The 15,193-nt window shown below is 36.6% G+C and carries 9 protein-coding genes, 1 rRNA gene and 1 other RNA gene; 3 read left to right on the plus strand and 8 right to left on the minus strand.

Annotated features, from left to right (window positions below; all coding sequences use genetic code 11):
- Positions 1 to 144 precede the first annotated feature (144 nt).
- A complete protein-coding gene (locus ACFO3O_RS21630; protein ID WP_379982794.1) occupies positions 145 to 1,407 on the plus strand; it encodes an acyloxyacyl hydrolase in 1,263 nt (420 codons plus the stop codon).
- Between the two features lie 11 nt (positions 1,408 to 1,418).
- Here the strand turns inward: ACFO3O_RS21630 and ACFO3O_RS21635 are convergent, their stop codons facing one another.
- The 5 genes from ACFO3O_RS21635 to ACFO3O_RS21655 form a co-directional block, all read right to left on the minus strand.
- On the minus strand, positions 1,419 to 2,786 hold the full coding sequence (locus ACFO3O_RS21635) for a pyridoxal-phosphate dependent enzyme (RefSeq protein ID WP_379982796.1): 1,368 nt from the start codon (positions 2,784 to 2,786) through the stop codon (positions 1,419 to 1,421).
- Between the two features lie 140 nt (positions 2,787 to 2,926).
- Complete coding sequence (gene rny, locus ACFO3O_RS21640) at positions 2,927 to 4,492, minus strand: ribonuclease Y (RefSeq protein WP_379982798.1); 1,566 nt, start codon at positions 4,490 to 4,492, stop codon at positions 2,927 to 2,929.
- A gap of 137 nt (positions 4,493 to 4,629) precedes the next feature.
- A non-coding RNA gene (gene ssrS / locus ACFO3O_RS21645) (6S RNA) lies at positions 4,630 to 4,739 on the minus strand.
- A gap of 50 nt (positions 4,740 to 4,789) precedes the next feature.
- Positions 4,790 to 5,077, minus strand: coding sequence for a cell division protein ZapA (locus tag ACFO3O_RS21650; RefSeq protein ID WP_379982800.1), 288 nt, complete (start codon positions 5,075 to 5,077; stop codon positions 4,790 to 4,792).
- Between the two features lie 11 nt (positions 5,078 to 5,088).
- Positions 5,089 to 5,379 (minus strand): hypothetical protein, encoded by a 291-nt coding sequence (locus ACFO3O_RS21655; RefSeq protein ID WP_379982802.1) that lies wholly within the window; start codon positions 5,377 to 5,379, stop codon positions 5,089 to 5,091.
- A gap of 215 nt (positions 5,380 to 5,594) precedes the next feature.
- Between ACFO3O_RS21655 and murQ the strand changes: the two genes are divergently transcribed.
- On the plus strand, positions 5,595 to 6,410 hold the full coding sequence (gene murQ / locus ACFO3O_RS21660) for an N-acetylmuramic acid 6-phosphate etherase (RefSeq protein WP_379982804.1): 816 nt from the start codon (positions 5,595 to 5,597) through the stop codon (positions 6,408 to 6,410).
- A complete protein-coding gene (locus ACFO3O_RS21665) occupies positions 6,397 to 6,618 on the plus strand; it encodes a DUF6095 family protein (protein ID WP_379982806.1) in 222 nt (73 codons plus the stop codon). The genes murQ and ACFO3O_RS21665 overlap by 14 nt, the downstream gene beginning before the upstream one ends.
- 2 nt (positions 6,619 to 6,620) lie before the next feature.
- Here ACFO3O_RS21665 and ACFO3O_RS21670 read toward each other — a convergent pair whose 3' ends face one another.
- The 3 genes from ACFO3O_RS21670 to rrf all read right to left on the minus strand — a co-directional run.
- Positions 6,621 to 7,130 carry a DinB family protein gene (locus ACFO3O_RS21670; protein WP_379982808.1) on the minus strand — a complete coding sequence of 170 codons (510 nt, stop codon included), beginning with the start codon at positions 7,128 to 7,130 and terminating at the stop codon, positions 6,621 to 6,623.
- 328 nt (positions 7,131 to 7,458) lie between these two features.
- The gene (locus tag ACFO3O_RS21675; RefSeq protein ID WP_379982810.1) at positions 7,459 to 14,061 is read right to left on the minus strand and encodes a choice-of-anchor D domain-containing protein; all 6,603 of its coding nucleotides are present in this window, start codon (positions 14,059 to 14,061) and stop codon (positions 7,459 to 7,461) included.
- 1,034 nt (positions 14,062 to 15,095) lie between these two features.
- Positions 15,096 to 15,193 (minus strand): 5S ribosomal RNA (gene rrf, locus ACFO3O_RS21680); the annotation flags it as partial.

Consider the following 15,193-nt stretch of genomic DNA (forward strand, 5'->3'; position numbering starts at 1 on the left):
TAATTATCATAAATATAGGTCAAATCTAGACGATTCACACACAAATCTGATAGAGAGTTACGTAAAAAATACTAGTACATAATTATAGTATTTAACAAAAAAAGCTTTCATTTGGCATCTTAAAATAATCCTACACACCACTTTTTGAAAACTACTTTTTTTTTATTTTTTCTAGTTTCTATAACGTACGCCCAACAAGTTGATAGCATTCATAATCCGTCTCATTTTATTTCTGGAGAGTATTTAGTAGGATATTCAGTACCTGTAGCTGATACATCTCAAAAAATCTATACTGGAAAGGGCATGTTTGTAAATTTCGGGGCTTTTCAAGACAACAACCCTAGTGAATGGGCGTATCGTTTAAAATATCCAAAAACAGGTATAAGTCTTGGAGTCATAGATTTTCAAAATGTTCATAATATGGGATACGCTTTTACAGCAATGCCTTTTATAGAATATAGCCCTTTCAAAAGGGATAGATTTAAAATACACGCTGGTTTAGGCGCTGCTTTTATAAATGGCTCTAATACACCTCCTTTTGACAAAGAGGTAGATGTTATTACAACAAATTTCAACTGGTCTTTCAAACTATTTTTAAAATATAATCTCATCCAATACAATGCTCTACATTGGGATTTTGGTGCAGGGTATTTTCATTATTCTAACGGGCATACAAAATTACCAAACAGAGGACTCAATGCGTTGATGCTAAGTACAAGCATAGCATATGAATATACCAAAAGAAAACCTCTGCACAACACAAATGAATCAGAAATACCTAACTATCAAAGATCAACATACTACACACTAGAATCAAATATGGGTCTTGGCTTTCAAGTACTTTCTGATCAGTTTAACACAAAGAAAAGTGTATTTTCTATTTCTATGCTAGGATCAAAAGTATACAACAATACATTTAAAGTAGGTATTGGAGCTTTTTATCGATTTTATGATCATTTTCACGACTACATTGCTAATAATGAACAACTAATAAGGGAATCATATTCTGATTTTAGGGAAGCTCCTTTTAGGTATTCAACAAATTTTGGAATATACATCCAAGGGGAAGTACTCTTAAATCACATAGGCATTGTGGCAGATGCTGGATATAACATTCACAAGCCTTTTTATGAAATAGAACGGCTTTTAAGCCAAACATTTAGCACTATACAAGAAACACCGAATGGCCCTGAAAAAGTGTATATTTATGGAGGTAAATTTAATGGTGACTATAGACTTAAAAAAGCCATCACTAGTAGATTAGGTATTCGTTATTATGTAAAATCCACCAAAAATAAAACCCCGTACAACTACTTTATTGGAGTAAATATCAAAGCAAATGCTGGACAAGCTGATTTTAGCGAGTTAAACATAGGAATGACTTACTCCATTATGGGTTCAAAATAAATATTTCAGACCTATGAAATAGCACTTATAACATCATGCTTTGTGATAATATGATAGTTACTATCTCCTAAATCTACCAATACGGCATTGTTTTCTTTGGTGATTAACTTAGACACTTCTGCAATGGGAGCCTTTCGGTTGACGATAGGGTACTGAGCGCCCATCACATTTTTTATAGGTCTGTCTGCAATGTTTTGGTCTTCCATGTAGGCTCTAAACAAATCGGCTTCATCAACGCTTCCTACAAAACCTGTGATATCTTCTACTGGAATTTGCGATATTTTATAATCACGCATACGTTTTATAGCATGAGAAACCAATTCTTCTGTTTTTACCGTAATTAATGGTTTATCAATGTGACTCTTGATAAGATCTTCTGCGACAGTTACTTTTTCATCCAAGAAACCACGCTCACGCATCCACTCATCATTAAACATTTTTCCTACATAACGACTTCCATGATCGTGAAATAACACCACTACAACATCATCAGGTCCAAACTTTCCTTCTTCATTGAGTTGCAATAATCCTTTGACAGCAGCCCCAGCAGAATTCCCTAAAAACATGCCTTCTTCTTTAGCTAGTCGGCGTGTATAAACTGCGGCGTCTTTATCTGTTACTTTTGTAAATCCATCAATAATACTAAAGTTGACATTGAGTGGTAAAATATCTTCTCCGATACCTTCAGTGATGTACGAATAGATCTCGTTTTCATCAAAGATTCCAGTTTCTTTGTATTTCTTAAATACAGATCCATAGGTATCTATGCCCCAAATCTTCACATTAGGGTTTTTCATTTTAAGATAACTCCCGACACCAGATATGGTGCCACCAGTACCTACGCCTACTACAAAATGGGTCACTTTTCCATCAGTTTGCTCCCAAATCTCAGGTCCAGTACTATTAAAATGCGCTTTACAATTAGAAGGGTTATCATATTGATTTACATACCAACTATTAGGTGTTTCTTCGGCGAGTCTTTTTGACGTTGAATAATAAGATCTTGGGTCGTCAGGTTCTACATCGGTAGGACATACAACCACCTCACTTCCAACAGCCCTTAGGATATCCATCTTTTCTTTGGATTGCTTGTCTGAGATGACACAGACCATTTTATATCCTTTTATGATTGCCGCAAGTGCTAACCCCATTCCTGTATTACCTGAAGTTCCTTCTATAATAGTGCCGCCAGGTTTAAGAATACCCGCCGCCTCTGCATCTTCTATCATCTGCAATGCCATACGGTCTTTTACAGAGTTTCCTGGGTTAAAGGTTTCATATTTTGCTAAGACAAGACATGGTAGTTCTGCCGTAAGCACATTCATTTTTACCATAGGTGTATTTCCTATGGTTCCTAATATATTTTCAGCGTAATCCATACAGGGTTTTTGAGATTGCAAAGATACTTAGTACATCTTTAAATTAGAATTAAAAGGCTATAAAACTCTTGCGCATAAAAAACCCTGAATACATCAAGTATTCAGGGGTAAAATAATTTTTAAAAGTGGGGTTCTATTTGCTACTTAGCAATATTAACCGCTCTTGTTTCTCGTATCACGGTCACTTTCACTTGACCAGGGTACGTCATATCTGTTTGTATTTTTTGAGAAATCTCAAAAGAAAGTGCTGCTGCTTTTTCGTCATTTACTTTTTCGCTTTCTACAATCACACGAAGTTCACGACCTGCTTGGATGGCATAGGCTTTCTTGACTCCTCCAAAACCAAAGGCAATATCCTCAAGGTCTTTAAGGCGTTGTATATACGAATCCAATACTTGACGTCTCGCGCCTGGACGTGCGCCGCTTATCGCATCACATACTTGAACGATAGGTGATAATAAGGAAGTCATCTCTATTTCGTCATGGTGAGCTCCAATAGCATTACAGACATCTGGTTTTTCGCCATGTTTTTCTGCCCATTGCATTCCTAAAATTGCGTGAGGCGTTTCTGTTTCAGTATCTGGCACTTTTCCTATATCATGTAATAATCCTGCTCTACGTGCTAGTTTTGGATTCACACCTAGTTCTGCTGCCATGACAGAGCATAATTTAGCTACTTCTCTACTATGTTGTAATAGGTTTTGTCCGTAAGAAGATCTGTATTTCATACGCCCTACGGCCTTGATCAATTCTGGATGCAATCCATGGATTCCAAGATCAATGACGGTGCGCTTTCCAACTTCTACAATTTCTTGTTCTATCTGTTTGGTAGTTTTACGAACCACTTCTTCGATACGAGCAGGGTGGATACGGCCATCTGTCACCAATTTGTGTAATGATAATCGAGCAATCTCTCTACGCACACTATCAAAACAAGATAAGATGATTGCATCTGGCGTATCATCTACAATAATCTCTACGCCTGTAGCCGCTTCAATAGCGCGTATGTTTCGCCCTTCTCTACCAATGATACGCCCTTTTACGTCATCACTCTCAAGATTAAAAACAGAGACACAGTTTTCAACTGCCTCTTCTGTTCCGATACGTTGTATGGTATTTATAACAATCTTTCTAGCTTCTTGCTCGGCAGTCATCTTAGCCTCTTCCATAGCGCTTTGGATATGCGCCATGGCATCTGTCTTTGCTTGTTCTTTTAGCGACTCTACAAGTTGTTCTTTAGCTACATCGGCAGAGAGACCTGAAATCACTTCTAGTTGCTGTACTTTGCTTTGATGTATTTTATCAATTTCAGATTGCTTCTTTTCTAGATATTCAACGCGGTTGTTGTAATCTTTTATTTTATTTTCTAGATCTTGATTTAGTTTTTTATTTCGCGAAAGCTCACTACTCACCTGAGATTCTTTATCTCTAGTTCGTTTTTCTGATTCGGATATCTTCTTATCACGGTTCAGAATCACTTTTTCATGTTCAGACTTAAGCTCTATAAATTTTTCTTTTGCCTGTAGTATCTTTTCCTTCTTTGTGGATTCGGCCTCTATTTTTGCTTCTTTGATAATGCTTTGGGCACTCTTTTTTGCATTTTTAACTACTTGAGAAGCATTATTACGTTCAAGTAATTTTGCAATAAGAAACCCAATAATAAGGGCTACAACACCCACAATAATAGGGAGTAAATTATCTTCCATATACATTTTTATATATCGATACTCTTCTTAAAAAGAGGAATACAATGGTTAGTATTAAAGGTATCCTAGTACCTTTTGCGTTTGTTATTCCCTAAAATTAGGGTATAAAAAAGCCTGCATTAGTTGGGTTTTTGTATAAACTCCTAAATAAAAGGATTAGAGCTAGAGGACTGATCAAGAATCCGTGACAAAGACGGCGCGCTTTTACAATCCAGATTCACTCTTTACAAAAAAATATCTGTTGAGTTTATCAAAAAAAGACCAATGCAGGCAGTAATATGCTGTATGTAAAGAACGTTATAATTGCTCATCTAGAAGAAGACTTAACGCTTTTAAGCGTTCTGTGATTTCTTCTTGATTTGAGTTTTTATCTATATTTTTTTGGGTAGCCTGAGATGCAAATTGCAAGGCACACATCGCCAGTACATCCTGTTTATCTCTAACGGCATAACTTTGCTCAAATTGTTTAATCATGGCATCTATTTCTTTAGCGGCCTTACGCAAACCTTCTTCCTGTTGAACAGGTATGGTAAGCGGATACACGCGATCTGCTATAGATAATTTAATTTTAAGCTTTTCAGACATAAAATTTCCTTTTATTCAGAAAGTGATACCATACAGGCATCTATCTCTCTGATTAAAGTATTTATTTTGAGCTTGGTTTCCCTTTTATAATCGTTACTGCCTAGTAATGCGTTTGCTGCTTTGAGTGTATGAATCTCTTTTTGTCTTTCTTCTATAGCTTCTTTGAGGTTTCTATTCTCATCATCTAGTGATGTGATAGTTCCCTCTAGAAGTTCGTGTCTTTCTTTAAGTGCTTGATAGCGTTTTAATAAAGTACTAATTCTGTGCTCTAGAGAATCGACAACATCTATAAGATTACTCATAATAACAATACATATACTACGTAACACAAAGTTAACATTAGTGCGATAGAATAACAACTTGAAACGTTAAAATTTCAAATAGATTACAAACAACTGTTTTACAGAGAAATAAATGTATTTTAATCATCTTTTATACGCTTTCGCGAAAGCGTTCTCAGCCACATACCCAAAAGTCAACCTTTAATTCTTATTTTTGAACCTTAAACCAAACAAACGTGGCATTTACTAAAACGACAGAGCAAGATTCTCATTATGATCATTTAGAAAATATGTCTGTATCTGATGTGTTATCGCACATAAACACCGAAGATAAGACAGTCCCTCTTGCTGTTGAAAAGGCCTTACCTCAAATTGAAGCCCTTATTCATCAAGTGGTAGCAAGATTAAAAAACGGAGGTCGTTTATTTTACTTAGGCGCGGGAACTAGCGGACGTTTAGGCGTAGTAGATGCTTCAGAATGCCCGCCAACTTTTGGTGTTTCCCATGACCTTGTTATTGGATTGATTGCAGGAGGAGACCCTGCTATACGCAACGCGGTAGAGTTTGCAGAAGACAGTAAAGAACAAGGCTGGAAAGATTTAGAAATGCATAACGTATCTGAAAATGATTTTGTTATTGGTATTGCAGCATCTGGAACAACGCCCTATGTTATTGGCGCATTAGAAATGTGTAATTCTAAACATATAGGAACGGGATGTATTACCTGCAATCAAGATAGTCCATTATCACAAACCGCCACCTATCCTATTGAGGTTATCGTGGGACCAGAATTTATTACTGGAAGCTCTCGTATGAAAGCAGGAACAGCACAAAAATTGGTGCTCAATATGATTTCTACAACTGCCATGATTCAACTTGGGAAAGTAAAAGGTAATAAAATGGTAGATATGCAATTAAGCAATCATAAATTAGTTGCACGAGGCACACGCATGATTATGGATGCACTAGATATTGAAGAACAAAAAGCAAGGAAACTACTTCTAGAATACGGGAGTGTACGTAATGCAATAGACAACTATGAGCACAAATAAAGAAACCCTTTTGAAAGGAATCAAAATAATGGGAGGTACGTTAGCTTTATTAATCACAGCGCCTCTTATTCTCAATTCTTCCTTTAAAAATCAAGACCATCCTCTTTTTATCCCTGTACTTGGTATTGGTGTTATCTGCTTAATAGCTGCTATCTATTTTGGATTTAAAGGCATTAAGACGCTCATGAAAGCGTTATTTGATGAGTGATCTTAAATTCCTTCTCTTTTAGGCACAGGTGTAGATGGATTATAGCCAAAACCAGGAATCACAACATCTACATTAAGCGTTTGCAACATATAACTTATGATCGCATAATGATGTGTAGCATGTGTATTTGCTTGGGCTAAAATACTCTCTAATGTATACATGATAGTCACCTTTCCACTACCTAAATTATCGGTTACATGTAGTAAGTAATCTGTATTTACATCTACAAAAGATGCCAGTTGTTGTTGTATCTCTCGTATATGATTTTTTGCAGCTTCTGGGTTTGTAGAAATCACTTCATCTCTTTTACGAGCAGTTAAGTCAATATCATTTTCCTGTATACCGTTTATAATACAATCGAAAAAATCTAACGCATGCCGTATATGTGATCCAATACTACTGTAGTAAGGACCTACTGAAACATCCGTATAAATAGTTGTATCTATAGCATCAATTAAAGAAATAGCATTGTTTAAATTTGTATTAATAGCAGATATTACTGAAGGGCGCATACATTTTTATTGAGTTGCAAATATAGAATAAATTAAACGTTTATGTCGGCTACATCCTATATAGCTTACAATCTCAAGAAAAAATACCTATAAAATTATGCAGTGTTATAAACCAATCCCAATATTTTATACGAATTCCTACCACATATAAAAACATACATATTAAAACCTTTATTAATATGCTCTCATGCAGAACGTCTAGTTTTTATATTTTTTTATACGCTTTCGCGAAAGCGTATAAAAGGGATTTTCAATAGATCAAGAAACTTCTAAAAAAAAGAAGCCTCTGTCTAAGGAGGCCTCTTTTATAAAATAAATAAATATGCTATTAGAAAATAATAAGTTTCTCTGTAAATAAGCCCATATCGGTTTCTAACTGGAGGATATATGCTCCTTTACTCACGCCAGACACTGGTAATTGCAATGTCTCTACTTCTGTTTCTGGTGTCCACTGCTGTACGACTTGTCCCAAGATAGAAAATAAGGTTGCTGCATGTATGTTGTTAACATTGCTTTTTGTAACCGTAATCACTTTTTGCTGTGAACTATATACAACTGTAATTCCGTTTATGCTTTCTTCGTCTGTAATACCTAGGCTCTCATCATCTTCATCTGTAGTATTTTCATCAGTACCAGAAGTTTCATCTTCTTCAGTATTATCCCCGTTAGTACCAGAAGTTTCTTGCTCTTCCCAATCTGTTTCTTCCTCCCAATCTGTTTCTTCTTCCCAATCAGAATCTTCTCCTTCTGTTTCTTCCTCTGCTTCTTCCTCTTCTTCTGTTTCCTCTTCGTTTGTATCTGTTCTGAATACAATCAGATAACGGTTGTAATGTTCTCCAGCATCAAGTGTGATTTCATAATCCTCCTCATAAAGATTGGTTACTGTATTTTGAACACGATCTTTTAAATATACCGTAGTCGTTTCTGTATCTACATTTTCAAGAGCATCAATGCCAATAGTAATTTGACCAGCTTGTGGTAATGTAACCACAAGAGGGAACTCTGTTACATCTGTGATATTAGGAACTCCTTGGATTACATATTTCTTGTCTTCCATATCCCATGTCATATCTTCAGACGGGCCAAATTCTATCTGTCCATCATACGTTCTGTCATGTCCAAAAGTAGTATTTGGATCTACCGTAATGAGGAGTTGTCTATGATATAAACTTGGAGAGTCAAAACCAATTCTAAATTTTGGTCTCATATCTGGTGCATCTAAGTCAGCATCGTCCAATTGTGTTACCAACGGATCTTCTGGAGCACTTTGTTGGCCGCTTTCTTCTGCTTGTCCGTCTCCAAATAAGAAGATAGAAGCGCCTGTTTCTCTTACAAAATTTCGTTGTGAATTACTAAATACAATATCACCATCGCTGTCTGCCACCACAAAAAATCCTTGTCCAACAGGAATATAGCGATCTGGAGTTTTTGTTCCCCCTCCAATTTGCGCAACATCAGGATGACTCACCGCTGGTGTTCCTCCAGAGAGTGTGTATAGAGCATACCCAGCTTGATAATCTGCTTGGATGTGATTTCCCCCTCCGTAATGTTCCCATAAGTATATAGTGCCATCGAGATGTGGATTATCGTTTATAAAATCATTTGCATCTAAGGCAGATGGGAATGGATTTCCTACCATGTAGTTTGAGTTTGCTAAGGCAGGAACAACCACGGCTTGTGCATCTGTACTGTTATTTGGCTTTCCTATAAACACATAGTTTTGTGGGTCTGTAATCCCTCCAGATCCAGGGCCTTTCATTGTATACCCTTCTCCAACACTTACACTTCCAGACGAACCTATGTGCTGGAATTGCTCAATTCCGTTTCCATATTTGAATATCCAATAAGAACTAATTGTAATTGGTGATGTAGCTGCTCCATTAAGAGAGGTTGTGAAATTCATTCCGACTGGGTTATTGGGATCAGTTCCATCCATCATAATACCCCCTACTGAGTAATCCGTATTGATTTGAGAATTATTCACTGGACTCACTGGTGATGACCAAATATTATAAGAAAATGTATCTGAAGTCCCTTGTTGATCTTTTTCTAGAGATCCTGCACTTGTTACATCTAGATCACTATTCTCTGTTTGTACCAATTGTGATTCGCCTACAAGATCTAGTACACCATCTAATTTGAGATAGTGAGATACTTCTATTTTACTATCATTTTCAACAGACAATTCATTTGCTTGTACCTCTAGCGCGAGTACTGTGTTGTTTGCTTGTGTGGTAATATTGTGTGCGGTTTGCACAATATTCCATGCAACATTTACATTATAATCCACTAACGAAACTGCATTAGGAACTTGAAATCCGCTTCCATTTTCCCAAGTAGCTTGATCAGTCCATGCCCCATCTGCCTGTGATATATAGGGAAGAGGTGCTGTTTGAAAATCTACTGTTTTTAAATTTTTGATCGCAGCTACAAGATTATTGCTAGACGCATCCATAATATTGGTAAAAGCAAACGTAGTCATTGGGAAATACCCCTTCAAAGATGCCCATTCTATAACATCTATTTCATTTTTAGAAATGGTTGATGGCACAATCTCTCCTTGTACCTTTAGGTTGGTATTTTCTTGAATCTCCTGATTCATAATAAAACGAATCTGGTCTTGACTAAGAGCAACATCCCATACGCGTAATTCATCTAGAGTACCTTGATAGAAATTAGTAGGGGCTCTTTCATCGACAGCTGCAACCAAAAAGTGACGATCGTTATCTACTGGTGCATTCAGCGCATCTGTGTTACTTAACACCCCATCAATATACACATTCGCTGTTGTTCCATCATATGTGATTGCAAATTGATGCCATTCATCATTAGGGATTGAGGTCAACGTTTGTATTTCCTGCATAGCACCTCCTGCATCTCTCCATCGAGCCCTAACGCGCCTACTTGCTACAACATCTATTGCATATCCTTCTGTAAATGCTGCGTCTCTCTTTGAAACTATTGTATATCCCGAGCTACTATGCTTTACCCAAGTAGATAGGGTAAAAGGGCCCGTAAGATCTAAAGCATCATCCACATCCATATAGTCATTTACCCCATTAAAGGTAACCGAACGATCAAACACATAATTTGGAGCATATCCAAAGGTGATGTATTTTGTACCATTGAAATCGTATGAAGTTTCTAAATTCAATCCATTCGGAGTCATAATTCGATACTCAGAACTAGGGTTGAAAGTAGGAGTGTCCGAAATAAACATAAAGAAACTCCCTGGAGGGTCTAATGTCGCACTCAAGGCTATTTCTGGAATCGACACTTCCACAGTACCTACAGATCCTGTTTCAACAACTTTCCAACTACGTTGGATAGATGTAATATCTACAATCGTATTTAAGCCTGCAATATCATTACTTAAATCAACAATGATAGATGCCGCTGCATTCAAACTTTTATTATCATTCCCCCACATTAAAAAGTTTTTGTCTCCTATCACATCAGGGTTTGAAGCTATATTTTCACTATTTGTATCAAACGTATCAGTGAGCCCCATAGTAACAATAGTATTAGGATTTACACTTTTTGATTGTTTTTGGTTTAATCCAGACACATCATCCCTGCCTATACCTGCAATGTCGTAATTATACCCTGTATGTGCAGCTACATTCCAAACAATATCACCATCAGAATTTATATAATTCTGATCCCCTAATCGTGTAATGGTTGTACTATTAACATCATGCAAGGTAATCCCATTTTTAATCGCTAGATAAGACTGTATTTTTTCTTGATCAAAAACAGTAAGAGGATTTGCATAACTTATAATTTCTGTCATTTTACCATTAAAATGAGAATCATAATTAGTTCCACCTATTGTAATACGACCTACACCCAATACATAATTTGAATTGGTTACATTGATAAAAGGTAAATCCTCAGCAGGACTACCTGTTGTTTTTCCTGTATAATTATCAATGCGGATACCATTCTTATAAATTTCAGTAGAATTCCCAGAACTATTCATCTTAATATTTAAGATAATAGGCTCATTATCGTAGCTGTCTGAACTACTCGTATAAGCTCTACCATAACTACCATCACTCACACCTGCCACAGAAGAACTCGTTGAACCTATCATATGACTTACAATATTGTCTACTCCATTAAACCTCAATGACCCTGGATTAATCCACAGTCCAGTCCCATCTTCAGCAAACTGATCCCTAGAAACGCGTCCAGACATAACCCCCTTAATTGGGCTTGATGAATTGATACTACCATCAGCTTGCATTACGACCCAATATTCTTGCGTATAGTACCCTCCTTTTCCTTTAAGTTCAGAGTCTATCACATCACTAAAATCAATTACTGGATTGTAGTTAATATTTTCAGTATTGTTATTGTAAAAAATAGGTTGTTGTCCACTAGCGCCTCGTATAGCATCATTATCAAGTGCTTGGTCTTCCCATGCTCCAATCTGAGACGCATCTGTTGTACTCCCTGTACCATCCGTTGCTTTCAACCATAATTTTAAATTGGAATTCACACCTGCTGGACCTACAAGAGGATCAGATGGCGTTATAGGATCTCCCAAAACAAATACATTGTCAAAATTGACTCCATTATCATTTTGACTAGCATCTGATGCAAAACGCACCCTAAATCGCACATTAGGATTATCCTCCAAAACGGCAGGCAACTCTACAGAAGCTTGCGTAAAATCAGATTTTGTTGAACTAACGATATTCTGATTTAACCCCGCCCAACCGTCAGCACCAGCAGATAAAGCATCGACATTGTCAACATTGTACCAATTATCTACTTGCGGATTTGCGTACGCCCCTAATACATTCCAAGAAGCACCTCCATCACTAGAGTACTCTATATTCATTCCATCATCCAAGCCAGTATCACCATCGGTATCAAATCGAATATCTATCTTAAACGTAAGATTGCTATATCCTGTAAGGTCGATTACGGGGCTCGTTACGTACGTATTTGAATTTGAAGCGTAATTATCGTAGTTATCCGTATACCAATAATTTCCTTCTGTACCTACTTCAACACTATTTGTTCCATACGTCCAAACACTGTTTCCGCCAGGATTAGAAGCTACCCAACCATCATTTCCAGTGTCAAAATTTGCATAATATCGAGTATCAAAAGGATTGATATTTTCAGTAGCAGTTCCTGTAATTGTAAAGGAATACGTTCCTTCATCAATATCGTTACTTTGAATCGTTACAGTAGCTGTATGAGTTCCTAAACCAAAAGGATTATATTGTACTTGAAAAATAGTACTATCAGAAGCGTCTATACTATTTGAGGGCGCCGTTTGCACAGAAAACTCTGTAGCATTAGGCCCTGTAATACTCACATAAGGACTACCTCCAGTTAATGTTAAGGCACCTGAGCCTACATTGTCTATGGTAAAAGCGACATTCTTTTTGGTTCCCAAAGGAATAGATCCATAATCTGTCGCATCTGCCGTATCTGGTGTGGTATCTCCATCAGAAATTGTAACACCATTTCCTGTAATATCAATTTCTGGAACTAAAACAACAACAGCATTACCCACAATGTCAAATACAAAAGGATTTTCATCTAGGTCATTATTGGCAATAGATACAGTTGCCGTGTGCGTTCCTATAAGAAAGGGATTATATGTAATTTGAAATTGTGTAGTACCGCCATTTTGAGGAATTGAGTTTGAGGGAATCACACTCACCGAAAACTGCGAAGCCCCGGGACCAGTGATACTAACATATGGAGAAATATCTGTTAAGTCTAAAGGAATCAATCCTGAATTAATAATAATAAAATCATTTGACACAGGAGTTGCCAAGGTGGTAAAACCAAAATCAGTTCCATCAAAAGTTGATGGGATTACGTCTCCAGAACTAATTGCATTCCCAGAACCTGAAATATTAATCTCTGCAGATGGTGCGACACCTAATCCAACAATATCAAAAACATAAGGATTTTCGTCACTATCGTTATTAGCAATAGAAATCGTGGCAAATCTATCACCAACAGCAGTGGGCGTAAAACCTATAGAGAAAGCAGACGTTCCACTAAGGGGATCTATAGGAGATACTGGAGCTCCAGTAATACTAAAATCACCAGCATGGGCTCCTGAAATAGTGATATATGGAGCAGGATCTGTTAGAACTAAAGGTAGCGTCCCTAAATTCTCAATAACAAAGGTACTAGAAGTAGAAAGCCCAAGCGGTATATCACCAAGATCTGTCCCATCAGCGGTAGAAGGAGTTATATCTCCATTTACAATATCATTAGACAATCCTGTGATATTAATTTCAGGGTTGATAGGAATTACATCAACAACAACATTGTCTATAGCCATGTCACTTCTGTAGCCATTCCCAGTAGTTCCTACAAACCGAACATTAACAGTACTTCCTGCATACGCATTCAGATCTAAAGAAGAAGTTATCCATGGGGCACTCCCAGACGTTTGTTGCTGTCCAGATATTACTTGTAATACTGACCAACTCCCTCCAGCATCATCACTAACCTCTACGCTTATATTACCCGAATCAGCACCATACATATGGTAATCAAAATTAAAAGTAGCACCTCCAACACCACTTAGGTCAAAACAAGGACTTGTAAGTATTGCCGTGGCATTTGATCCTATAGCACCAGGACCAGAAGTTGACGCTTCAAGATACATGTAAAAATTACCATCACTAGCACCACTAGGCCCTGTATTTCCAGAAGGTGTTCCATTATTATCACGTGTCCAATCCCCATCGTCATCGGTATTTTGACTAAATTCTAATACAACCGCATTTTCAAAACTCTGTGAATAAGGAAATGTATCTATTACAGTACCTGTACAAACATACAGTTCATCCTCATCTGCTATTGTAATAGCTCCATAAGACTTATACGAAAATAAAAACAGGGTAATAACAAGAAGAAAACTTCTTACATAAGTAGGATATTTCATTATTTTATGCTGTTGTCATAAAGTATTTACACTTTATGATGATTTGGTAGCACCAAAATAATGAAAGTTTCACACATCAAAACTACGGTTTAACCATAATTTTCAAATTACACTCTTAGTCGATATTTTAATACACTTAATCGATACATAAAAACAAAAACACACATAAATAACTACAAAACATACACTTCACAAACTTTAAGTCACTCAATTTTTATAAAATATTTTACGCTATTTTAAGTAAAAAAGTCAACTTTACACCCATAAGATCTTAATTTTTCAATGGGTAAATTAGCAAAATAAAAGATTTTTTCTAGAATATAAAGACTACCATAGAGACTCAGTAATTCCCTAAATAGACCTTGTCTTTTTTCTTATTTCGCTTTCGCGAAAGCATACGTAAATACATCTTTTTTTAGTCCAGAAAAACAAAAAAACTGTAACCAAACATAATCATACAATCAAATGTGAGATATTTAACTAATAAACTTCTCATAGAAGTGTTGATTGTTTTATATTATAGTCATACGTAAATAATTTTATACCGTAATAAATCTTACGTATTTCTGTATCAAATCTCAGAAAATATCAATTCTTATTTTTGTTTACCTTCTTAATTATTCCGCTTTCGCGAAAGCTTACTCAAGGACACTCATAACCGTCTATATTATATAGAGATTAACTTAAAACAGGTTAAAATTTCGCTGAGACAACGCAAACAGCACATCCATAGGAATAAATCACGCATGTAGCGTGGCTACATCCATATATTTAACTTTACCTCATAAAAAAAGAGCTGATCATTGCTGTATCAGACCTTAAAACACTGAATTAAATTCAGCGTAAAAAGCCTGCTTGCCGACAGGCAAAGCGGCGACCTATTACTGACTATCTGTGATATCAAGGATAACGCAGATAGCACATCCATAGGAAGTAATCACGCTATAAGCGTGACTCTATTTCACTTTACCCCATAAAAAAAGGTCTGACACATTGCTGCATCAGACCTTAAACACTGAATTAAATTCAGCGTAAAAAGGCGGCGACCTACTCTCCCACGATTGTAGTACCATCGGCGCTGGCGGGCTTAACTTCTCTGTTCGGAATGGGAAGAGGTGAGCCCCGTCGCTAT

Source organism: Dokdonia ponticola (assembly GCF_042653865.1).
Lineage (GTDB): Bacteria > Bacteroidota > Bacteroidia > Flavobacteriales > Flavobacteriaceae > Dokdonia > Dokdonia ponticola.

Excerpts from the sequence above, each read along its gene's own strand:
- ACFO3O_RS21635 (WP_379982796.1), bottom strand. The coding sequence starts at position 2,786 with ATGGATTACGCTGAAAATATATTAGGAACCATAGGAAATACACCTATG.
- rny (WP_379982798.1), bottom strand. The coding sequence starts at position 4,492 with ATGGAAGATAATTTACTCCCTATTATTGTGGGTGTTGTAGCCCTTATT.
- ACFO3O_RS21650 (WP_379982800.1), bottom strand. The coding sequence starts at position 5,077 with ATGTCTGAAAAGCTTAAAATTAAATTATCTATAGCAGATCGCGTGTAT.
- ACFO3O_RS21655 (WP_379982802.1), bottom strand. The coding sequence starts at position 5,379 with ATGAGTAATCTTATAGATGTTGTCGATTCTCTAGAGCACAGAATTAGT.
- ACFO3O_RS21665 (WP_379982806.1), top strand. The coding sequence starts at position 6,397 with ATGAGCACAAATAAAGAAACCCTTTTGAAAGGAATCAAAATAATGGGA.
- ACFO3O_RS21670 (WP_379982808.1), bottom strand. The coding sequence starts at position 7,130 with ATGCGCCCTTCAGTAATATCTGCTATTAATACAAATTTAAACAATGCT.
- ACFO3O_RS21675 (WP_379982810.1), bottom strand. The coding sequence starts at position 14,061 with ATGAAATATCCTACTTATGTAAGAAGTTTTCTTCTTGTTATTACCCTG.